Raw genomic sequence first — 21,906 nt, 5'->3', positions numbered from 1 at the left:
ACACGATGTGGCTTGCTGCCCTGCCCTGTTCACTGGCAGCACTGAGAACCCACATCGTTTTCCAGCTAATTGGGAGGCATCATCATGACACTGCACGCAGCTGATTTTATTGCCCGCAAGGGTAAACATCCCATCACCATGCTGACCGCCTACACCTGCCCGGTTGCCCGTGGCATCGAGGCGGCGGGTGTTCCGGTGATTCTGGTCGGCGATACCGTGGGTATGGTGGAGATGGGTTTTGAAAGCACCCGTGATGTAACCCTTGAGCACATGGAGTATCACATTGGCGCAGTACGCCGGGGTGCGCGTAATACGCACATCATTGGCGATTTGCCCTACCTCACCGACAGTGATCCGCAGACGGCGCTGACTAGCGCTCGACGTTTGATCGCAGCCGGCGCCAGCAGCATCAAGCTGGAAGGCCCCAAGGACGATATCATTCGGCATCTGGTTGAAAATGGCATTGCCGTGGTGGGCCACACTGGGCTCACGCCACAAACCGCGACCTCGTTCAAGAAGGTCGGCAACACCGAGGCCGAGGCTCAACGCATTCTCGATGAAGCCAAACTGATTGAGCAAGCCGGGGCCTTTATGGTGGTGCTGGAGCACATTCCCTATAACCTTGGCGGGCTGATCAGCCGATCACTCAGCATTCCGACCATTGGCATTGGCGCGGGGCCGGAGTGTGATGGTCAGGTGTTGGTAATCAATGATGCGCTGGGCTTAGGTGACTATTGGCCGCCGTTCTCCAAACAGTATGCGCATGTCAGCGATACCATCCTCAAAGTGGCCCGCGACTTTACCGCCGAGGTAGAGTCGTTGGAATTCCCCAATAACATTATCCAGTTCACCGGCAGCGGTAAACGCTGATGCCTGCTCACTCATAGCAGACGCGTTATCTTATAAAGCCCGCCCACTAGCCCTTTGGGGGCGGGTATTCTGACTGCCTTCAGGGTAGTAACGACCAGCTTTGGAGGTTGTCTGAAATCCGAAGTCCGAAGTCCGAAGTTCCCAATTAACTTACTGCACCGACCCAAAGTCACCGACAGCTGTACCCTTCACCCTTACCATCCCAACGTTAGACTGTGAGTATCAATCCAGACGATCAGGGAGGTCACATGCAAACCATAGGCTTACTCGGCGGAATGAGCTGGGAATCGACTCAGAGCTACTACGCGGCCATAAATCAGGGCATCAAACAGCAGCTGGGTGGCTTGCACTCGGCCAAACTGGTGCTCTACAGCGTAGACTTCGCCGAGATCGAAGCGCTCCAGCAACGCGGCGATTGGCAGGCTGCGGCTGATATTCTCGGGCACGCCGCACTATCACTGCAAAACGCCGGCGCTGACTTTCTGGTGATAGCCACCAATACCATGCATAAGGTGGCAGACGAGATTCAGGCACAGCTGCGTATCCCACTGCTGCACATTGCCGATGCCAATGCAGCGATGCTGCTGCAACAAGGCGTTACCCGTGTCGGGTTGCTGGGCACGGCGTTCACCATGGAGCAACGTTTTTATCGCGAACGGCTGGAAAATCAGGGCATTGAGGTGCTGATTCCCCATGCAGATGAGCGCAATGACGTACACCGGGTTATCTATGCTGAACTCTGCTTGGGTGATATCCGCGGCAGCTCACGCGCGCGCTATCTTGAGATCATCAAGAACCTATCTGAACGCGGCGCACAGGGCGTGATTCTCGGCTGTACCGAAATAGGTCTTTTGGTTAACCAAAACGACACCAAAACGCCGCTGTATGACACTGCGATAATTCATGCTGACGCCGCCGTGAACAAAGCGCTCGCGGAGGTTCGCGATTAGCTTGCAACCCTGTTTCCATTTGTTCTGTTTGCATCTACCTTTGATAAACCGACTTCCCGCACAATCGGAGCCCGCTTGGACGCCTATCTGTTATTTCTGATCATTGCTGTCGCTACCGTGATGAGCCCCGGCCCTGGCGTCTTACTGACGCTGACCAATGCCATTCGCTTTGGCGTTCGCGGCGCTATCGGCGGGATGCTGGGCTTGGCAGTGGGCGCGTTTATTGTGGCTGGTGTTTCCGCCACTGGGCTGGGTTTGTTACTAGCAACCTCGGCTGTGACTTTTACCGCGATCAAGTTTATCGGTGCGGCTTATCTGATTTATCTGGGCATCAAACTCTGGCGCTCACCCGCCACCCCGATCGAGTTGTCGCGGCGCAATCGCAGTAGCCTGTTTCGACAGTTTATTGAAGGTCTTAGTTTGCAGCTGACCAATCCGAAAGTGGTGTTCTTTTTTCTTTCGATATTGCCCCAATTCGTAGACTACCGCGCTGGCCACTTCCAACAGTTTGCACTGCTGGTTGTCACTTACAGCTGCGTGCTGATGATCGTTCACCTGCTCTACGCGTGCCTGGCCCGAACCACACGCCGGTGGTTGGCCTCAGACAAAGGAGGCCGCCTGGTGAGCCGTCTTGGCGGCGGCACCTTCATCTGTTTTGGCCTGGGTTTGGCCGCCACCAGCCGTTAAGACTATTGCTGCAACGGCTACGCACTGGGGGCAGTGGCGCAGCTGTCTTACCCTATTCCTGACACCCAAGGAGCTCCCGTGGCCGAGATTACCTATCCTATTCATGGCGCCTGCCAGTGCGGCGTCATCACCTATGAACTCTTGGCAGCACCGCAAGCGGTGGTCGCGTGCCACTGCAAGGAGTGCCAAAAGCTATCGACCAGTGCTTTCAGCATCACCGCTTTGGTACGCGCCAGCGACATACGTTTCAACGGCCCACAATCGCACTGGAGCCGAATCGCGGAAAGCGGCAACATCAACGCAGCGGTGTTTTGCGGGACCTGCGGAAACCGTATTTACCACCTCAATCCGGCACAGCCAAACGTCATCAAACTCAAGCCCAGCAACCTATCGGATACTCGTGTCATACAGCCAACCAAGCACGTGTGGATAAGCGAGAAGCAGGCTTGGTTTACTATCCCGGATGGCGTAGCGGTATTCGACAAAGATCCTTGAGATCACAATTTCTTGTGCATCTATTGGCAAACTACATTTGAGCCCTCTTTCCGGGCAAGCTAATGCGCCCACTAGTAAGCTCGGCCATCCACAGACACCCTGGCGTCTAAGTTTTGCCCAAGAACAAGCCAGGTACACATCTTTTATTGTAATGCGAATCATTATCTTTTAATGTTGCGCAATTGAACTGCCGCCAAACGGCGGTCTGTGTTCTGTCACTCCTAGACCAGACTGCGCCATGCCCCCGATTGAACCCAACTCCAGCATCAATGTTGCTGCGCTTTATAGTGAACATCACGGCTGGCTCTTTGCCTGGTTGAGGCGAAAGCTGGGCTGCTCCGAGCAGGCAGCGGATATGGCGCAGGATACGTTCGTACGCGTACTGGTACGCGATGAACCCGTCAGCAACCACGCGCCTAAGGCGTTTCTTTCCACCATTGCCCGTGGACTGGTGATTGATCATTGGCGGCGCAGTGCCCTGGAAAAAGCCTATCTCGACGCGCTGGCGCAGATCCCCGAACAGTTCTACCCCTCCGCCGAAGAGCACCATCAAACCCTGCAAACGCTGGAGCAGATAGCCGCGTTACTCGATGGCCTCAAAGCAAAAGTACGTACGGCATTCCTGCTGTATCAACTGGGTGGTATGACACATGCGCAGATCGCCAAGCAACTGGGGGTTTCTTCACGCACCGTAGAACGCCATGTGGCTGACGCGTTGTTCCACTGTTACCAATTGCGTTACCGCGAGAACTGATACCCATGGATGCTGCGCGCCACGCTGGCGCTACTCTGTCGGACGATGTCGTTCGCACCGCGATTCAATGGCGGCTCAAGCTGGATTCCGCCGAAGATAAAGCGCTGGTGAACGCGCGCATCCAGCGCTGGTGTCAGCAACAACCTAACAATGCCTTGGCCTGGCAGCGACTGGGTGGGCTTCAACAGGAGTTCGATGGCTATGCCGCTGCTCTGCCCCGCCGCGACATTACCATTCCTGTGCTGCAGCGCGCGGGCGCCGATCTGCAACGCCGCAAGGCACTCAAACTCTTGATGCTGGCGGTCGCGGTGGGTGGGCCCGGCAGTTGGTTAATCGCACAGCAACCGGGGATTGCCGCTGACTACGCTGCCGGTACCGGAGACCGTCGTCGCGTTACTCTGGCCGACGGTACACAACTGCTGCTCAATACGCGCTCCGCAGTGGATGTGCGTTTCAGCGCAACCGAACGGCTATTGGTTCTGCGTGAGGGTGAAGTGCAGATCAACAGCACAGCGGACCCAAGTAGCCTGCGTGCAAGCCCCCTGCGCGTGCAATGCCAGCATGGCTTGTGCGAAACCCTGGGCGCACGTTTTGTGCTACGTGATCAGGGCGATCACAGCGAACTGCTGGTACAGCAAGGTGAGATTGAAGTCACCAGCCGTTCAGGACAACGGCTGATCGCCAGCCACGGAGAGCACTATGCACTGCGCCATCAGCGTATCGATCCTATTGCGGCTCAACAGATAGACCCCACCGCCTGGACCCGTGGCATGTTGGTAGTCAACGACATACGCCTCGGCGACTTTGTTCAGGAGTTGGCGCGCTACCGCAGCGGCATCATCGGCTGCGATCCGGCGGTGGCGGGTTTGCGCCTATCCGGTGTATTTCAGCTCGACCAACCAGAAGCCCTGCTGGATAACCTGTCGCGCACCCTGCCGGTCAGCATTGTCTCGCGTTCACGCTTCTGGGTTCGGGTTGTCGCTCGGGTATAAACCAGACGTTGCTGCGCCTGATCATTTTGCCCACACCGCCTATCAAAAACGCTACCCCTTTTTAATTTCAGTTTTTTTGTCGGCATTTTCGACGCCATCCGGTTAATGAGATACAACCTCAGCTGAGAACGGATTTGATTTATGCGCGCAATAGCAAATGCCCCACGCCACAGCGGCTATCGATTGACCAGCAACTGCGGCGCCGCCGTATGCATGGCACTGGCCTTGGCAGCAGCCAGCCCTCTGGTGCTGGCTGCTGATAACCACAGCGCCGTGCGCACCCAGCACAACCTCTCGGTACCCGCTGGCTCACTCGCCACGGCGCTCAGCAGCTTTGCCCAACAGACCGGCATCAATCTTTCCTTCTCCCCCGCCCAGGTACAAGGCATTAACAGCCAGGGGGTACGTAACGCGCAATCAGTAGACGCCGCCTTGAATGCGCTGCTCAGCGGCACCGGGCTGGCGGCACAGAAGAGCAGTTCCGGCTACGTACTGGTGGCGGCACCGACCGATGCAGACACCTATCAGCTCTCACCGCTGACGATCGAAGCGGACCAGATGCGCCAATCCGGTGTTGCTCCCGTGCCCGGCTATTTTGCTGACAACAGCCGCACTGCTTCCAAGACCGATACGCCGCTGCTGGAAACCGCACAAAGCATCAGCGTAGTGACCGCGGAGCAGATTGCCGACCGTAAAGCAGTCTCGGTAGAAGAAGCAGTAGCTTATTCTGCCGGTGTCAGTGTCGGCGGTGCTGGCCTCGATCCACGCTTCGACCAAATCAATATTCGCGGCTATGCAACGGCAACCAATGCCGACTATCTGGATGGCATGCGTCAGGCCAACAGCGGCTGGTTGTCGTATTTCACTACCGATCCATTCGCGCTGGAGCGCATTGAAATCCTCAAGGGCCCTGCTTCGGTGCTTTATGGCCAGATCAGCCCCGGCGGCATGGTCAACCGCGTGAGCAAACGGCCCAGTGAAGACGCGGTACAGCAAATCGAGCTGCAATACGGCAGCAACGACCACGTGCAAGGCCAGTTCGATATTGGCGGCCGCCTGGATGACGACGGTGATGTGCTCTATCGTTTCGTGGCCATCGCCCGTGATGCCGATACCGACATTGAACTGGTGCCCAACAACGTGGGACTGATTGCGCCCTCCCTTACCTGGCGCATAAACGAGCAGACCGATCTGACTGTGCTGGCGCAGTATCAGGACCGCGAAACTGCCGGTTCGCCCCGCCCCTATCAGGCAGGCGAAACGCTGACGAATTTCTGGCCCGGTGATGAAGATTTCGACAAGCTAGATCAGCAGCAGACGCTACTTGGCTACGAGTTTGAACACCGTTTCAACGACACCTTTACCGTGCAAAACAACCTGCGCTACGGCCACACCAACACCACCAACCAATACACCAGCCCTAGCCTGCAACCCGGCACTAGCGTGCTCAACCGCACGGCAACCGGCCTGTACGAAGAGATGGACGCCGTCACCACTGATACCCGACTGATCTCCAGCTTTGAGACCGGTGCCCTGCGGCATACGCTGTTGAGCGGGTTGGACTACGCCTATACCGATTTTGATGTGGAGTACTCTAGCGGTGCTGCGCCTTCTATCGACATTAATAACCCTGACCACAACCAGCCCATCGCACGGCCGCGCAACGTGTTGGGTGAGCAAAGTGGCGTCACGCATCGCAGCGGCGCTTACTTGCAGGATCAGATCGAATGGGGCAACTGGCGGCTATCTGCCGGCCTGCGTCAGGACTGGGTAAATACTGAAACCACCAACGAGCTGAACAGCCTCAAGAGCAAGACCCACGATGACCAGACCACCGGCCAGATTGGCGCGCTCTATCTGTTCGAGTCCGGCTTGGCGCCTTACCTAAGCTATGCCCAGTCCTTCCTGCCGCAAACCGGCACCGACCGCAATGGCGATGCCTTCGAGCCAACTGAAGGCGAACAACTGGAGCTGGGCATCAAATACCAACCACCGGGCAGCAGTACCATGCTGACCGCGTCGGTCTATCAATTGGTGCAGTCCAATACGCTCACCAAGTTGCCGAGTGATGTTTTCAGCGAACAGAAAGGTGAGCAGACGTCGCGCGGTTTGGAGTTGGAGGCGGTATCCGATCTCACCGAAGACCTGAGCATGACTGCCAGTTACGCCTTCAATGATGCAGAAATCACCGAGAGTAAAGACGGCAACAAGGGCAATACGCCATCGCTGATGCCGAAACATCTCGCTACCCTCTGGCTAGACTACACACTGGCATCCGGCCCATTGCAAGGGTTGGGCGTCTCCGGTGGTGCGCGCTACTCGGGTAGCAACTACAGCAATAGAAGCAACACCGACAAAAATGAGGCTTACACTCAGGTAGACCTGGGTGCGCACTATGATCTGCGTGGTTCTGCAGACGGCATTCGGCTGGGCGTGAATGCCAAAAACCTGACCGACAAGCGCTACATCGTTTGCGAAGACGGCTATTGCTATCGCGGCGCTGGCCGCGCGGTCATTGGCAGCGTTAGCTACCGTTGGTAAGCCTGTGCACTCCCCTCTGCGGACGGGAGTGCACTCTTCATATAAAACGATTTTGTGAGCTTCTCCATGCAGCAACCATTTTATTCCAGCAGGTTCCTGGCGAGCCTGCTTATGCTTTTCAGCGGCGCTCTGTTTGGCTGGCCAGCGATGGCAAGCCCTGCGCTTGAGAACGAGCCAGCCGTTACCCTAACTGGCACCCTCGAATGGCAAATGCAAAATGAGCAAGGCCAGCCGTATCGCATTCTGATCAGCAAGCCTGAGGGCGACGTGCCCTATACCGGTGGTTATCCGGTGCTTTACGTGCTGGACGCCAACGCCTATTTCCCTTCGTTTCACGCCGCCAAGCGTGCGCAAAAGCAGTACCGCCATGCGATCATCGTCGGCATCGCTTATCCCGGTGATGAGCCGCTGAACTTCCTGCGGCGAGCGTACGATTTCTCGCCACCGGTGCCGGATGATCGAAACACACCGCCGCAAGGTGGCCAGGACGAGTTGCTGGATTTTTTACAACACCAGGTTATGCCCGCCGTTGCTGAACGCTTCCCTGTGGACACCGGCCAACAGAGCCTCTTTGGCCACTCCTTTGGGGGTATGTTTTCGATCTATGCACTTTTCACTCGCCCGGCGTTGTTTGATCACATAGTCGCAGCCAGCCCAAGCCTGTGGTGGTACGACCGCTACCTTCTAACGCCTGAGCGACCGTTTATCGAAGACGTAGCGCAAGGAAAAATCGACGCGACTCACTTGAGCCTGGCGCTGATCGTTGGTGAGAGGGATTCGCCGCAGGAGATTCAGGATGCACAGGCACTGCAACAGCGCCTGCAGCCATTGTCGGTTTGGGGCATGCGCAGCAGCGTGCACATCGAGCCCGGTGAAGATCACATGGCGGTGCCGTTCAAGATCGAATCGAGGGTATTGCAAGAAGTGCTCACCACGCGGCGACGTTAGGCCGTCAGCTCCCCGGCTCAGGCAACCTGTGCCGGTTTTTGGGTGGTTGGCAGTTCACCCAACCGGACAATACCTGTGATAAGCCAGTATCTGATTCAATACGTACACAAAAAACGTCGCTGCCAACAAACTGATTACATTTTTACCTTGCCCCAACACTCAACTGAAAGGGACAATCCGTGCATCGTTTCGCTTTGCAAGAGCGTCTCAAGGTAGGCGAGTTCGCGTTTAATTAATCCTCGCAAACCAGAGCGGCGGCTTGTCGCTAGTAGATTCAATAATGCTAAATGGCTCGCCCTCCACGCGCACAATGGGCAAGCAGAGATTGAAGCTACTGGGCCGTTTAATACTTGCACCGCCGAGTCCGTTTGAGTAAACAAGATAAGTAAGTAATCAAAAAATAACAGGAGAGCATAATGAGTCGTCAGGCAAAAGCTGTGGTTTGTCGGGAATGGGGCCAGCCGCTTCAGGTAGAAACCATCACCGTAGATGGTCCAAAACGCGGGGAAATAACCATCAAAGTCGCCGCCTGTGGCGTTTGCCACAGTGATCACTCTGCCGCAACGGGCAAGATTCCCTACCCGGCTCCGCTGGTTCTGGGCCATGAAGCCGCTGGCGTCGTAATTGAAGTGGGTGAAGGTGTAACCGCGCTCAAAGAAGGCGATTATGTGGTCAGTACCTTCATTACCATGTGCGGCAAGTGCCGCAACTGTGTGCGCGGCCGCCCGGTGCTCTGCGACAACGCTCGCAAATCGATGACCACATTACCCGACGGCACCGTGCGTACCCACGGCAAGGATGGCGAAGACCTGAATGTCTTTGGCGCCTGCGGCGTGATGGCTGAATACGCCACGTTACACGTGGATAACTGCGTAAAAATTGACGACGACATACCGATGTCCAGCGCGGCGTTGGTCGGCTGCGCGGTCATTACCGGCGTCGGCTCCGTCTTTAATACGGCCCAACTGGAGCCCGGTTCACGTGCTGCGGTCTTCGGCATCGGCGGTGTGGGCTTGAATGCCATTCAGGGCTGTGTCACCGCTGGCGCCGAAATGGTCATCGCGGTAGATACCAACGCCAATAAACTCGAAATGGCCAAAGAATTTGGTGCGACCCATACCATCAATATCACCGAGGTAGATGACGTCAGCAAAGCCATCAAGAAACTCAGCGGTGGCGGCGTGGATTATGCTTTCGAGTGCGTTGGCAATGGCAAAGTAGTTGAGCAGGCCTTTAAAGCACTCGGCCGCGCTGGCACGGTTGTGGTTGTGGGTGTGGCAGATGGTCAGGACAAAACCTCGATCAGCACCTTCGCGATACCAGCCGATGAACGCACCATCAAAGGCAGCTGGTTGGGTTCAGCGCGTCCGCAGTACGACTTTCCGCGGATTCTCAACCTCTATAAAGCCAACCGCTTAAAGCTGGACGAGCTGGTCACCCAGACCTACAACATCGACGATGCGCAGCAAGCTTTTGACGACATGCTGGCAGGCAAAAACGCACGTGGTGTGATCATCTTCGAATGAAAATCGCTTCTCACTAACAATTGTCCGACGTTGTGCGCAGGCCGTGAGGGCCTGCCACCTGCCAATGACCATTAGCTATTGCTGCTGGAGCTGATTCTGGGGCGGCGTAGATGACACTGCGGCCTCGGTTCCCCTTCGAAACTGAGCATGTAATGCCTGCAGATAACCCTGATCATACATAGTCTGCATCACTGCGGTGATACGCGGCACCAGGTCAGCATGATTGCGGTGCAGGTAGTGATATACATGCTTTTCACTTAGCGCCGGTGGCAGTGCCCGAATGGGCGCTTCAGGCATCTCACGGGCCATACGCAATCCTGCGATATCCACCGTTATCGCAGCATCAACACGCCCACGTACCAGCATTTGCATCACCTGACTGGGCTCGTTAACAAAGACCCACTCCACATATCCCGGCAGTTTCAATTGGAGGTCTACGCCACGCAAAGCACTGAATCGTACCCGCCTGCCACCCAGTAGGGTTGCCAAATCAGGCGTGTCGTCCACAACGAAAGCGGCGACTTTCAAGGTTTCCAGCGGCACGGGAATGGGGATCACATCAGGATGGTTGGCTTCAAAACCTTCCAGCATGCCCACGACGCCATCCAGCGTACCTTCTTGCAGCATGCGCGCCTCGCGTAATGGGGGGATAGGCTTGGGTAGCACGGTGATACCGGCACGCTTATAGATTTCGACGATCAAGGGAACGGCGATAGCATTGACCGGATTCCCCGGCAACAGCGAGAGAGTAAGCGGTGCTTCTTCGGCCACAGCTGTGCCCGAGCAGAGCTGCCAAAGCAGCCATACTCCGCAGATCTTTGCTGTATACCGCCGCGCGCTATCAGGCATGCATCACTACTCTTCTTTTAACTTTCAGATTAGCACAGACCACGAAATACATTTGTAAGCCCAAGCCTTAACTTGCCTGTTAAGCTCGTTAGCCGTAGAAGAGGCGTACGCCTCCATCATCTCATCAGGGAGCTTGGCCAGCCATGCGGAAGTCGATCTATATTGCTGCGGTACTCGGCTTAGCCTATCTGCTGAGCTACGTCTCTGAGCCAAGTGATGGGGCTTTGGTTTCACCTGCACCGGCCAGTAGCTCCGAGCAGGTTATGCAAGCCTATGAGAACCGGCAAAGCGATGTGCAAGTACGTGGTCAAGGCACTGTGTTGAAAGTGCTGGCTGACGATACGAAGGGCAGCCGCCATCAGAAATTCATTTTGCGCATCGCAGAAGGTCGTACGTTACTGGTAGCTCACAACATTGATCTAGCCCCACGTATCCCACAGCTACGCGAAGGTGACCTTGTTGGTTTTAATGGGGAGTATGAATGGAACAACAGAGGCGGGGTACTGCATTGGACGCACCACGACCCTGGCAACAAACACGCCGACGGCTGGCTAACGCACAATGGCAAAACCTATCAGTGAGCAACGCATTAATCAGAAATCGCGTGTGGTAACTGCTCAGTCGGTCAAACTTTTATGAGCGGCGGAACAATCGTTAAATACGCTCTGTACTCAACGCTTAAAATAAACCGGGTCGCCTACCTGCAGCATTCCGGTCTGCAGCGTATCAGCGTATACACCCAGGTTTTGCTCTGCTTCACGCACCACCGCGCGCAATAAGCGCTTGTCTGTGGGCAAGCCTTGCTGCGCTCGCGTGATAGCACCGCAGCGCGGTGCAGTTCCGCTGCAGAGCATACCTGCCTCCCCTACTTGCAGTTGCCCACCCAGCCATGCTTGTTCGACCAAGCCGGGCTCGGTATCCAGGGTATCGATAACTAAATTGGGTCGAAAGCGCCGTACATTCCAGTCGCTATCGGGTTGCAGGCCACGTAAATACTCGAGACTCGCGGTCGTCAGTAGATGAAAAGGTGAGACCAAAAAATAACTGCCGGGCAAAGACACATAGTCGATCATGTCCTGCGGCATATCGCTGAAATCAGGTAGCGGCTCACTAGCCTCACGTTCGAAGGTCGCTTTCAGTTCATCAAGCCAGCTGTGCTGATTGGTTTTATAGCGTTTGAACCCTTCTAGGCCGAGCTGTGCGCTCAAGGGTTCGAGCAAAGACGCATGGCCCACGAGATCGGAAATAGCTGTGTGCACCTCAGCCGCATCACTGCGCAGAATACGACCATTGGGGAAGCATAAATTAACAAAGCTTCCAAGCTCGACCTGCGAGGCGGTTATGCGCAACAACTCAGGCCTGAATTTGCAGCTTTGAATCTCATTACGCGCACGGTCGCGAACTGCCCAGAGTCGATCTCCCATAAGCCCTTTCGGCGTGAGCGCACAACTTTGTAATGCCTCGCCGGCCATTCCCTTAACGGGATAGCGCCAGATTTCCTTAACTCGACCCAACATGCGCATCGCTTTGCCCCCGTGAGAGCCATCTTGTCGCGCCAAAGGGCCAATGCAGTGCACTGAAGTTACCCTGGCAACGGTGTTATAGGCTATGCGCCTAATCGCCAAACCAGTAGTAAACCCAGCAAGAACCGCACCAAGACGCGAGACACTTGCGTTACATTCCCCCGCAGAGCATGCGATATCAAGTGCTCACTACCGCAGTTGACTGTCCTTGCTGCCGCGGCGATTGTAGCCACTGCCGCCCGTGCGCTGGTCGGCAGCACTCTGACAGACGATACACAGACGTACACCGGGCACTGCCAGCCTGCGTGCCTCGGGGATCAGCTTTTCACACTCCTCGCAATACTTCAGGCTTTCACCGCGCGGCAGCTGACTACGCGCACGCTGCACCGCTTCATCAACGGTATCGTCAATTTGCTCTTGTACTGCGCCCTCACGGGCCCACCCTGTTGCCATCACACACCTCCCGAAGTGTTCAACTTGTTATAGCATCGTCCGCATTTCTGCAGTCGTCAAAGTCGCCTGTGACAATCTGCAGCTTGCCGACCACGGCCGATTTCCGTCAGTATCTGTGACCATGACCGCACCCTCACCGCTCACCGCCTATCAAAATGCCTTGCAACAGCAGGGCTTCACCCCAGACGCGGCGCAACAGCGAGCTGCGCAAATGCTGGAGGAGTGTTACCAGGCGCTGCATGCAGGCCGCGAAACGCGCGGCGTATACCTTTGGGGGCCGGTCGGCCGGGGCAAAACCTGGCTAATGGACCGCTTCTACGACAGCCTAAGCGTCCCCAGCAAGCGCCTGCATTTTCATCACTTCATGGGCTGGGTACACAAGCGCTTGTTTCAGATCACCGGGACCGCTAACCCGCTCAAAGCACTTGCCAAGGAAATGGCCCAGCATGTGCGCGTACTTTGTTTCGATGAGTTCTTTGTTACTGACATCGGCGACGCAATTTTGTTAGGCGGTTTGATGAGCGAGATGTTTGAGCAAGGTGTTGTGATGGTCTGCACCTCAAACCTGCCACCCAACGAGTTGTACGCAGACGGCTTTAACCGCGAGCGCTTCATGCCCGCCGTCACTGCAATTGAAAAACACATGTGGATTGCCAGGCTCGACGGCGCTGCGGACCACCGCTTGCATCCTGGTACACCCTGCAAGCGCTACTGGCTTAGCACCGATGCAACAGACCAGAAGCCACTGGATGCGGTATTTACTCGTCTTTGTGGCGAGCGCTCCCAAAGCAACGACCCGGTACTGTTAGGCCACTTGCAAATTCCCTGCGTACGTCGCTGCAGCAAAGCTGTCTGGTTCACCTTTCGCGCGCTATGCAGCAGCTCATTATCCGCGCTGGATTTCATCAGTCTCTGTGATCGTTTCCCAGCCATACTGCTGAGCGAGGTACCCAACCTGAGCAGTCCACAGCGCGCAGGGCTGATCGCACGGGGTACCGAAGACGGCGCAGAACGTATCGAAGCCGGCGACCGCGAGCTACCCAGCCTGTCGGTGCATGATGACAGCGTGCGCCGCTTCATCGCCTTGGTCGACGAGTGCTACGACCGGCGCATCCCTTTATATATCGAGGCTGCCGTGCCCTTGGAAGACTTATACACCGAAGGCTACCTCTCTTTTGCCTTTGAGCGCGCCCGTAGCCGATTACAGGAAATGCAGCTACAGCGCTTCGGAACCGGCAATAGCAATGAACCAAGCGAGGCAATAAATCAAATAACTTGATACTGTATTTTCATACAGTACAATAGCCAGCACTCGCGTCAAGCTGGTTACCGCTTTTTGACGCAGCATCATTTTGAAATCGCATTCAAGCCTGAGGTGTGTATGGCCGTTGAAATTGTGTATCGCAGCAGCAGAGACCCGGAGCAGTTGTTCATGGATAAAGCCGAAGCAGACCGTCACGACAAGATGCTGGAACTGGCAGAAACCCTGGGCGATGTACTGCAGCAGGCAGTCCCGGATCTGAGTGAGAAACTGGCTGAAGAAGTCAGCATTTTCATGGCGCGTAACCGCGAGGTATTCGCCAAAGCCTTCAAGAGCAGCCCTGACGCGCTGAGTAGCCTGACGGAAGAACGCGCTGAAGCTTGAGCTATAGCGCGCAGGCTATTCGAGGGCATTCATACATGCCCTCGCCCACCATTACTGATACATCCAGAAGTTTGGATGCACGCTGCTTGCAGCCACGGTAGCAGTTGAGTTGTTACGCTTAAGAATGCGCTTGAGTATCGCCATGGTCTTGCTCCCTGTGGGTTGTATTGAACACAGGGAGCATGATCAGGCAGCTCAAACAATTTATGAAATGGATTAGGTCTATAGTTGTTAATGGTAAAAAACTATCGATAGCTACTGATCAGCGGCACTATCGACCTGTGCGTACACCTCAGCTTCACCATCGTGCTTCAACAACAAAACCTGATAGGGCATAAAATCATCGCCCATCTCCATACCGGGACTCCCAACTGGCATGCCAGGTACCGCCAAGCCTATGGCTCCGGTCGGTGGCTCCGCCAAAAACGCCTGTACGTAACGCGCAGGTACGTGGCCTTCAAATACATAACCATCGGCAGAAACTGCGGTATGACACGAGCGGTATTGGGGCGCTATGCCGTGTTCCGTTTTCACCCCAGCGAGGTCTGCGGGGTGTTGCGCGCTTGTACTTAAACCCGCGCTGTCGAGATGCTCGATCCAACCTTCACAACAACCGCAGCTCGGGCTCTTAAATACCTGCAGCAAGTCGGTCGCCGGTTGTTCCGCCAGCATCGACTGGCTTTCTGGTGGTGTAAGGCTGCTCTGGGTTTCAGGTTTTGGTGGTTCCGGCTCGCTGCAAGCCATCAGCAAAGGCAGCGCGCCAACCGTCAACACTAACCAACGTGGAACAAACGTACGCATGCAAACCTCCAGACAAATAGAACCATTGAAAATCTAGCGCAAAAGATTAGCACGCGTCTGCGCTGCCATCCCTTGGTAACTGTAACTGTCGATTTCTTCACAGCTGTAAATCCCCAAAACCGCCCGCTACAGCTAGATTAGTAACAGGTTGGTCGTTCAGGCTACCAAAATACGAAACGGAGCCAAGTCATGAGCGGTAACTACCCCGATAAGATTCGCACCCTGCCACTATACGACGGTCGATTTGATGCCTACAAGCTGGCCGCTGAAGGCGCAGACGTACTTTTCGCCTCCTACCCTGCGGGAACCAAAATCCCTGCGCACACGCACGATACCGATAACTATGGAGTGGTCATCCGTGGTGAGATTATCCTCACGGTGGCCGGTGAAACGCGGCATTACGGCGTTGGCGACTGGTACCACGTTGCGGCGCATGTTGAGCACGCGGCCGCTTTTGATCAGCCAACTGATGAAATTGAATTTTGGTTCAGCGAGATCACTCGCTGAACTGATTCCGCCATCGACTTACCTCTTTTCACTTCCTCACCTGCGCGTCCATCAAAAACCGAATAGCACCCGCCTAACGGCATGAACATTCATTCATAATTGCTTGACAGTATACACTTGTACGCTGTTAACTTCTTATCGATGCTGTTTTTCGAGCCGCGCGGTGATGCAACGGGCTGAAAGAGCCACTGGCAAGGGCAAGCGGCTAGGCATCGCCGTTATTCGGCGCCACCGATTAAACCGACCAAACACACAATAATTACAAAAGGTATCTCCATCATGACTCGCCATCACGGCATTAACCGTGCCCTGCCCTTGCTTGGGCTTTCATCCATTATGCTCGCAGGCTGCCTGTCCGGCGGCGGCAGTGACTCGGATGACGATACTGTTTCCAGCGGCGTATTCATTGATGCGCCCGTAGCCGGCCTGCACTACGCTACCGATAGCCGCAGCGGCGAGACCGATAGCGCGGGGACGTTCCATTATCAAGGCGCAGAAACCGTACGCTTTTCACTGGCGGGTATCCCGTTAGGCTCAGCCAAGGGCGCGAAACAGCTCACACCATTGGATATTGTGGATGACGCCACCGCCATCAATGCCCCTGCGGTACTCAACCTTTCACGCTTCCTGCAATCGCTGGATGCAGACGGCAATCTGAGCAACGGCATTGAAATTACCGCCGGCATCAGCGATGCGATTAAGGACTACCTGAGCACCAACCCCGGTGTGGCAATCGACTTCAGCGATTCCAGCGCCTTTGAAACCGACATGGGCAACCTGTTAGCCACTCTCAATACGGCGGGCGTGTTTGCCGAAAACGCCGATGCAGGCAGCCGCGCACTGACCGCCAAACTTGACGCCTTTAATCACCTGCTTGACTCGCTCGATAAGGAGCGCAACAACAGCGTCGCTTTCAATTTTCGGCCAGTGCTCTTCATTCACGGCGGCGCCGGCTCTGCCTCACAGTTCGAGTCGCAAGCCATGCGTTTTCGCGCCAACGACTACCCACGTAGCTATCTAGCGGTTTATGAGTACGACACCAGTAGCAGCACCGGGCAGAATCCAATAGACCCAGTACAAGCAGCCAAACGCAACATCGAGATCAACGCGATTGTCGACCGACTGCTGCAGATATCCGGAGCAGACAAAGTGGATCTAATGGGTCACTCGATGGGCACAGGCGTAAGCCTGATGTACCTGGGTGAATCGGAGAACGCCGCCAAGGTCGCGCATTACACCAGCATCGATGGTGCTGCTTTAACTGCACCGCCCGGCAATGTGCCAACGTTGGCGCTTTGGGGGCAATATGTTGACCGTGAAGTGGCCGGTGCGGAGAACGTTTACCCTGATCCAAACATGCCGCTGGGACATATTGAGGTGGCCACTTCGGCAGATTCTTTTGCGCGCATTTATAACCACTTCAATGGCAGCCAGCCAAGCACCAAGCAGATCGCCGACGCCGAAGGCGATAGTATTTGGATTGCCGGGCGCGCTAGCTTGTTTCCCCAAAATACCGGCGCCGAAGGTACAGAGTTACGTATTTTTGAAGTCGACCCAGCAACCGGCGTACGCCTGAGCGACACCCCGGACCACAGCATGCCGATCAGCACTGACGGTAATTGGGGGCCATTCGAGCTGACCAAAGGTGCGACCTATGAATTTGGTCTGGACCGGGAAATCGCCGGTGCCGATCATTACTTCTATCGTGAAGGTTACCTGCAGGATAGCCTTTTCGTGCGCCTGAACACCTCGTTGCCCGGCGCCGGCGTTGGCGCTTATTTGCACCGTAGTGCTAACCATACCAACATCATGGTCGCTCGCGACCGCGAGCTGTGGGGTGATCAAGGTGATGAGAACGACAGCTTGACGGTGAATGGCACTCAGGTAGTCACCAACGTCACAGCGCCGCTGCTCAAACGCACCAGCAGTATCTTCCTGCATGATCGTAACAGCGATGGCGTTAGCACCCTGCCGGGGCCAGACCCATTCTTTAACGCGCTGCCGTTTATCTCTGGCCTGGACCTGTTCATCAAGGCTTCGCCTGGCGCAGATAAACCTATCAATATTGAGCTGAAGCCACGCGGCGGCAAGGGTGCGATCCAACGTATTACCATTCCAAATTGGCCGTCTGATGAGATCAGGTCCAATTCAGTACAGTTCAGAGACTACGTTCAGTAAATAGTGTAACCATATGAATTGCATGAATACCTAAGCGGTGTTCATGTAATTCCTCGCACTACAGATCCTGCCTTTAACCAATAGCTATTTCCTTCCCGCCTGCTACGCTGAATCAAATACAAGAATAATGGCTTTGCGCTATGCCCCGTTGGCAAATTAGCAGCATAGCCAAGCCGGCCGGGAGCCTTTGCCATGAATATGTTGCGCCGCTTTTCCATCTTCCAGCGTCTGATAGCGGTCACTTGTCTGGTGCTGATAATAGTGCTGGGGCTGGTGGCTGCTTTTGCGCTGGATTATCGCAGCAGCCTGTTTGATAGCCGCTCGGTAAAAACCCAGCATCTGGTCGAGTCCGGCATGGGCGTAATCGAGCATTTTTACCAGCTGCAGCAGACCGGTGAGCTGACCGAAGAGCAGGCACAGTCGCAAGCCGCCAACACCCTGCAGGGGTTACGCTACGGCAACAACGATTACTTCTGGGTGCATTCCAACGACCTGCAGATGATCATGCACCCTTTCAGCACCAAGCTGGTGGGCAACAGCGTCGCTGATGTGCAAGACCCAAACGGTAAGTATCTATTCCGCGAAATGGTCAACGTGGTTAAGAGCCAGTCAGCCGGATTTGTGGATTACATGTGGCCTAAACCGGGGGTAACCGACCCGGTTCCGAAAATCTCCTATGTCTCAGGTTTCAAACCTTGGGGCTGGATTCTCGGCTCAGGCATTTATCTTGATGACGTGAATCAGGCTTTCTGGACCGACATGATACCCAAGCTGACGCTCGTCGCACTGGGGCTGATCCTGCTGGTCGGCATCAATCTATTGATCGCACTGAGCATAAGCCGGCCAATCGCCCAGGCAGTCGCGGCAATGAATGATATTTCTACCGGCGACGGTGACCTCTCGCGCCATTTGGATATCAGCGGTAATGATGAGGTCAGCGGTTTGGCCAAGGGTTTCAACGCGTTTACCGACAAACTGGCACAGGTTATTGATGACCTGCGCGATGTGGTTGAACGCAATCGGCGCATTGCCACCGAGGTTGGCGTGGCCATGAGCAAAGCTGAGGTCTCCTATAATCAACAAAATAGCGAGCTAGACACTATCGCCTCGGCGGTGGAGGAAATGAGCGCTACTTCGGACGAAGTAGCGCAGCGTATGTCCGACTCTGCCGACGCCGCCAGGCAGGCCAATGAGCAAGTTGTCAACGGTCAGCAAACCGCAGATACCACCTCTCGGACCATGGAAATGCTCGCTCGGGATATTGCCCAGGCCGGGGAAGCCGTGAGCGAGTTGAATGCGCAATCGCACACCATCGATTCAGTGCTGGGCGTGATCCGCGCCGTAGCGGAACAGACCAATCTGCTCGCCCTAAATGCCGCCATTGAAGCCGCGCGCGCCGGAGAGCAGGGCCGCGGTTTTGCGGTGGTCGCCGACGAAGTACGCACGCTCGCCAGCCGCACTCAGGCGTCAACCGATGAAATTCGCAGCATCATCGACTCCCTACAAGCCGGCACGGCCAAAGCGGTTAGTTCAATGGAGGGGAGTTATCAGCAATCCGGGGATATGCAGCGACAGGTAGAAGGCTCGCGCACGGCGCTGCAATCGATCGCTAACTCAGTGGATACCATCACCGATATGACCAGTCAGGTAGCGGCGGCGGCTGAAGAGCAGTCACGCACCAGTACCGAGATATCCTCAAGTCTTAGCCAGCTCAGCAATCTGGGCGACCGCGTCATGCTTGAACTACAAGATACCGCTCGTAACACCCAGCAGTTAACTGAAGCCGCGGCCCAACTAGACCAACTGATAGGCCAGTTCAAGACCAGTCGCAGCGCTTGAAAAATCGGTTTATAGGCCGCCTGTTCGAGCGTAACCAAGTGCGGCCCAATCAGCCCAGTTCAGCTGGCGGCCGATGACGCTGGCTTCTCGTTTACCGGTACAAAGTAGGGTTCAAACAGCGCCGACATCTGCTTATAACCCCAGTCCAGGTGCTCTTTGGTCACTTCGCTGATGCCGTGACGTGAATGCAGGTACTCAATCCAGTAGGTCGAAATGATCCACGAGTTCTCCAGCAATACCTCCAGCTGCGCCTCGGTCGCTTGCATACGCCCACTTTTAACCATTTCCGATAGGTTCTTGCGGCCCTGCCCCTGCACTTGGTCAGACAGTTCCCGCAACCCCGCGCGCAGCGCAGGTTCCATAGCGAAGATGATCATGCTGTCGCGATAAAAAAACCGCCATTCCCACATTACTTGGAACCAGGCGCGCATGTCCTGCTCTTGCTCTGCTAGCGCTAGTTGCTCTTCAGCAAATTGCTCGAACAGCGCCGAAAGAATATTGGCCTTCTTTTTGAAGTAGTAGTACAGATTGCCCTCGTTAATACCCGCTGCCTGGGCTATGGCTGCGGTGGTGACTGACGCAATACCATGATCGTTGAACAAAGTCCGGCATATGACCAGAATCCGTTCGCGGGTGCTTTGACGCTTCATAATGCTGCCTTACAAAATAGAGAGAATCTGGCCGTCCAGAGCACGTGCCTTGGATCGATTGAGTGTGTGAAAGAGTATCCCACTTTTCAGGCATGTGGCAGCGCAGCCTGTGACAACGGCAACCTGGCACCAAGTGCATTGACCGCTAGAGGGAGCTGAATGAAGGATTATCTGACGTACTGAAAAGTGCGCTACCAAGGCCGTCCAGCGTCGGTAGCGCACCTAATAAAAAAGCGTTATTTGATATTCATACAATTGGCATAAAAGGTTGTGGTCGCTGGCCAGTCTGAAAAAATTGCGATCACGCCCACATCCTGCGCCAGCACATCAATGACCTTCAGCATGTCGCCGTCGTTATTGATCGCATCGGTCACGCTCTGGTAATACCAGCCACCGCCAGTCGCCAACGGCCCTGCCCTTTCCATCGACCATGCGATCAGATCCAATCCAGCGGCACGCGCATTTTCGGCGTACTCAGAGGGCACTATTTCGCCACGACCATCCAGCGTAATCAGCTTCCAGATCGCCGGCGCCAGAACCCGCACACCCTGTGCTCGCAGCTCTTCCATATAGGCTAGAGACGAGGTTTCCGGGGTGATTGGTGACTCATCGAGAAATACCGCCTGGTCGGCGAACTCGGGCATTTCTTTGATCCAGAATGTTACATCATCCAGCTGGAACGACTGCGGCCAGACATCGCGCGGCTTGATACCTGCATCCAGATAATCCTCCAGCATCTGCCGTGCGTAATCCTGCTGGCTGTAGTCGCCCTCGTAAGGCATGTCTACCACCGGGGTTTTCAGCTCAGGGGTAAACTTGACGCCCAGCGTTTGCAACAGCTCAATACTTTCCTTGTGGCTCAGCAGCGTGCCACGGCTGGCGTACAGGTCCGTGCGCCAATCGGCTGTGCCTTTGACGTACTCCTCCGGCGTGGTGGCCATTGGGTTAGATGCGTCCATTTTGCCATCAAGCATCTTGAACTCGGCCAAGGTGATATCACTGGTGCGGCATTCCGCCTGCGCCGGTGTGCCACTGGCCGGGTCTGCCGCCACAAAGGGCTGCGTGCACTTGGCATTTAGTTCTGGGATGGTGACGATGTTGGTGGTGGTGTGCAGGTCATTCTGTGCGTGGCGGCAAACCAATTCGCGATCCTTGGTGAAAGCCACATCGCATTCGACTACACCCGCGCCCATGCGCGCTGCCGCAACATAGGACTCCATCGTGTGCTCGGGAAATTGCAGGGGCGCGCCGCGATGGCCAATGGAAAACTCCGTGCGCTTCATATTGTCGGTGCGACAGGATTGCAGCTGCGTCTTCAACGCGCCCTCATCCATGTCATCAACCAGCCATTGCGGGCGTGGCCCTACCTGAACATCAGCTTGGCGCTTATGCCGCTGCTTCAGCTCCGCCAGCTTGGCGTGTAGACGCTCAAGGCCGGGAGATGCTCGGTTATCGCTGTGATGCCCGTTGTTAGCAAACCAGTTTTGGGCGCTGACACCTGTGCTGCCAACCATCAAACCGCCAACCAACAACAAAGTTACCGCTACAGTGCGAGACGTCATACCAGACTCCTTCTGAAATGAGTGGATGTGCCTGCACAGGGTTGCGCGCGGGGAATGACAACGGCGTGACGCCGACGTGAATAAAAAAACCGCTTGGCAGAAACTGCGCAAGCGGTCGCAAAATGCGCTGCTGGAT

21 protein-coding genes and 1 pseudogene are annotated in these 21,906 nt (G+C 55.6%); 16 read left to right on the top strand and 6 right to left on the bottom strand.

The window, feature by feature from the left end:
- Positions 1-84 precede the first annotated feature (84 nt).
- From panB to AC1XYH_RS06845, 9 genes are all read left to right on the top strand, one after another.
- Positions 85-870 (top strand): 3-methyl-2-oxobutanoate hydroxymethyltransferase, encoded by a 786-nt coding sequence (gene panB / locus AC1XYH_RS06885; protein ID WP_483325890.1) that lies wholly within the window; start codon positions 85-87, stop codon positions 868-870.
- Positions 871-1,118: 248 nt separating this feature from the next.
- Positions 1,119-1,820 (top strand): aspartate/glutamate racemase family protein, encoded by a 702-nt coding sequence (locus tag AC1XYH_RS06880; protein WP_483325889.1) that lies wholly within the window; start codon positions 1,119-1,121, stop codon positions 1,818-1,820.
- Positions 1,821-1,895: 75 nt separating this feature from the next.
- Positions 1,896-2,507 carry a LysE family translocator gene (locus AC1XYH_RS06875; RefSeq protein WP_483325888.1) on the top strand — a complete coding sequence of 204 codons (612 nt, stop codon included), beginning with the start codon at positions 1,896-1,898 and terminating at the stop codon, positions 2,505-2,507.
- Between the two features lie 78 nt (positions 2,508-2,585).
- On the top strand, positions 2,586-3,002 hold the full coding sequence (locus AC1XYH_RS06870) for a GFA family protein (protein ID WP_483325887.1): 417 nt from the start codon (positions 2,586-2,588) through the stop codon (positions 3,000-3,002).
- A gap of 238 nt (positions 3,003-3,240) precedes the next feature.
- A complete protein-coding gene (locus tag AC1XYH_RS06865) occupies positions 3,241-3,756 on the top strand; it encodes a sigma-70 family RNA polymerase sigma factor (protein ID WP_483325886.1) in 516 nt (171 codons plus the stop codon).
- Between the two features lie 5 nt (positions 3,757-3,761).
- Positions 3,762-4,748 carry a FecR domain-containing protein gene (locus tag AC1XYH_RS06860; RefSeq protein ID WP_483325885.1) on the top strand — a complete coding sequence of 329 codons (987 nt, stop codon included), beginning with the start codon at positions 3,762-3,764 and terminating at the stop codon, positions 4,746-4,748.
- A 141-nt stretch (positions 4,749-4,889) separates the two neighbouring features.
- Positions 4,890-7,289, top strand: a complete 2,400-nt coding sequence (locus tag AC1XYH_RS06855) for a TonB-dependent siderophore receptor (protein WP_483325884.1) — start codon at positions 4,890-4,892, stop codon at positions 7,287-7,289.
- A gap of 66 nt (positions 7,290-7,355) precedes the next feature.
- Positions 7,356-8,237 (top strand): alpha/beta hydrolase, encoded by an 882-nt coding sequence (locus AC1XYH_RS06850; protein WP_483325883.1) that lies wholly within the window; start codon positions 7,356-7,358, stop codon positions 8,235-8,237.
- 416 nt (positions 8,238-8,653) lie between these two features.
- Positions 8,654-9,763 carry a zinc-binding dehydrogenase gene (locus tag AC1XYH_RS06845; protein ID WP_483325882.1) on the top strand — a complete coding sequence of 370 codons (1,110 nt, stop codon included), beginning with the start codon at positions 8,654-8,656 and terminating at the stop codon, positions 9,761-9,763.
- Between the two features lie 75 nt (positions 9,764-9,838).
- On the opposite strand, the gene AC1XYH_RS06840 is transcribed toward AC1XYH_RS06845, so the two are convergent.
- Positions 9,839-10,612 carry a substrate-binding periplasmic protein gene (locus AC1XYH_RS06840; protein WP_483325881.1) on the bottom strand — a complete coding sequence of 258 codons (774 nt, stop codon included), beginning with the start codon at positions 10,610-10,612 and terminating at the stop codon, positions 9,839-9,841.
- 143 nt (positions 10,613-10,755) lie between these two features.
- Between AC1XYH_RS06840 and AC1XYH_RS06835 the strand changes: the two genes are divergently transcribed.
- The gene (locus AC1XYH_RS06835) at positions 10,756-11,193 is read left to right on the top strand and encodes a DUF3465 domain-containing protein (RefSeq protein ID WP_483325880.1); all 438 of its coding nucleotides are present in this window, start codon (positions 10,756-10,758) and stop codon (positions 11,191-11,193) included.
- Positions 11,194-11,283: 90 nt separating this feature from the next.
- Here the strand turns inward: AC1XYH_RS06835 and AC1XYH_RS06830 are convergent, their stop codons facing one another.
- Both AC1XYH_RS06830 and AC1XYH_RS06825 read right to left on the bottom strand, forming a co-directional pair.
- The gene (locus tag AC1XYH_RS06830) at positions 11,284-12,129 is read right to left on the bottom strand and encodes an MOSC domain-containing protein (protein WP_483325879.1); all 846 of its coding nucleotides are present in this window, start codon (positions 12,127-12,129) and stop codon (positions 11,284-11,286) included.
- A gap of 195 nt (positions 12,130-12,324) precedes the next feature.
- Positions 12,325-12,588 (bottom strand): DksA/TraR family C4-type zinc finger protein, encoded by a 264-nt coding sequence (locus AC1XYH_RS06825; protein WP_483325878.1) that lies wholly within the window; start codon positions 12,586-12,588, stop codon positions 12,325-12,327.
- Between the two features lie 121 nt (positions 12,589-12,709).
- Between AC1XYH_RS06825 and zapE the strand changes: the two genes are divergently transcribed.
- Complete coding sequence (gene zapE / locus AC1XYH_RS06820; protein WP_483325877.1) at positions 12,710-13,867, top strand: cell division protein ZapE; 1,158 nt, start codon at positions 12,710-12,712, stop codon at positions 13,865-13,867.
- Positions 13,868-13,969: 102 nt separating this feature from the next.
- Positions 13,970-14,233 carry a YebG family protein gene (locus tag AC1XYH_RS06815; protein ID WP_483325876.1) on the top strand — a complete coding sequence of 88 codons (264 nt, stop codon included), beginning with the start codon at positions 13,970-13,972 and terminating at the stop codon, positions 14,231-14,233.
- Positions 14,234-14,488: 255 nt separating this feature from the next.
- Here the strand turns inward: AC1XYH_RS06815 and AC1XYH_RS06810 are convergent, their stop codons facing one another.
- The gene (locus tag AC1XYH_RS06810; protein ID WP_483325875.1) at positions 14,489-15,034 is read right to left on the bottom strand and encodes a DUF411 domain-containing protein; all 546 of its coding nucleotides are present in this window, start codon (positions 15,032-15,034) and stop codon (positions 14,489-14,491) included.
- A 189-nt stretch (positions 15,035-15,223) separates the two neighbouring features.
- Here AC1XYH_RS06810 and AC1XYH_RS06805 point away from each other — a divergent pair, with 189 nt between their 5' ends.
- The 4 genes and pseudogenes from AC1XYH_RS06805 to AC1XYH_RS06790 all read left to right on the top strand — a co-directional run bounded on the left by AC1XYH_RS06805 (position 15,224) and on the right by AC1XYH_RS06790 (position 19,558).
- Positions 15,224-15,541 carry a cupin domain-containing protein gene (locus tag AC1XYH_RS06805; RefSeq protein WP_483325874.1) on the top strand — a complete coding sequence of 106 codons (318 nt, stop codon included), beginning with the start codon at positions 15,224-15,226 and terminating at the stop codon, positions 15,539-15,541.
- A 279-nt stretch (positions 15,542-15,820) separates the two neighbouring features.
- On the top strand, positions 15,821-17,719 hold the full coding sequence (locus AC1XYH_RS06800; protein WP_483325873.1) for an alpha/beta fold hydrolase: 1,899 nt from the start codon (positions 15,821-15,823) through the stop codon (positions 17,717-17,719).
- 192 nt (positions 17,720-17,911) lie between these two features.
- Positions 17,912-18,640, top strand: a pseudogene (locus tag AC1XYH_RS06795) (cache domain-containing protein); the annotation flags it as partial.
- Between the two features lie 129 nt (positions 18,641-18,769).
- Positions 18,770-19,558, top strand: coding sequence for a methyl-accepting chemotaxis protein (locus AC1XYH_RS06790; RefSeq protein WP_483326321.1), 789 nt, complete (start codon positions 18,770-18,772; stop codon positions 19,556-19,558).
- A 59-nt stretch (positions 19,559-19,617) separates the two neighbouring features.
- Here the strand turns inward: AC1XYH_RS06790 and AC1XYH_RS06785 are convergent, their stop codons facing one another.
- Complete coding sequence (locus AC1XYH_RS06785; RefSeq protein WP_483325872.1) at positions 19,618-20,208, bottom strand: TetR/AcrR family transcriptional regulator; 591 nt, start codon at positions 20,206-20,208, stop codon at positions 19,618-19,620.
- 236 nt (positions 20,209-20,444) lie between these two features.
- Positions 20,445-21,770 (bottom strand): glycerophosphodiester phosphodiesterase family protein, encoded by a 1,326-nt coding sequence (locus tag AC1XYH_RS06780; protein WP_483325871.1) that lies wholly within the window; start codon positions 21,768-21,770, stop codon positions 20,445-20,447.
- Positions 21,771-21,906: the final 136 nt, after the last annotated feature.

It is taken from the genome of Pseudomonas sp. GW-45 (assembly GCF_056896675.1).
Note: the sequence above shows the minus strand (reverse complement) of the source record. Positions and strands in the feature narration are given on the sequence as shown.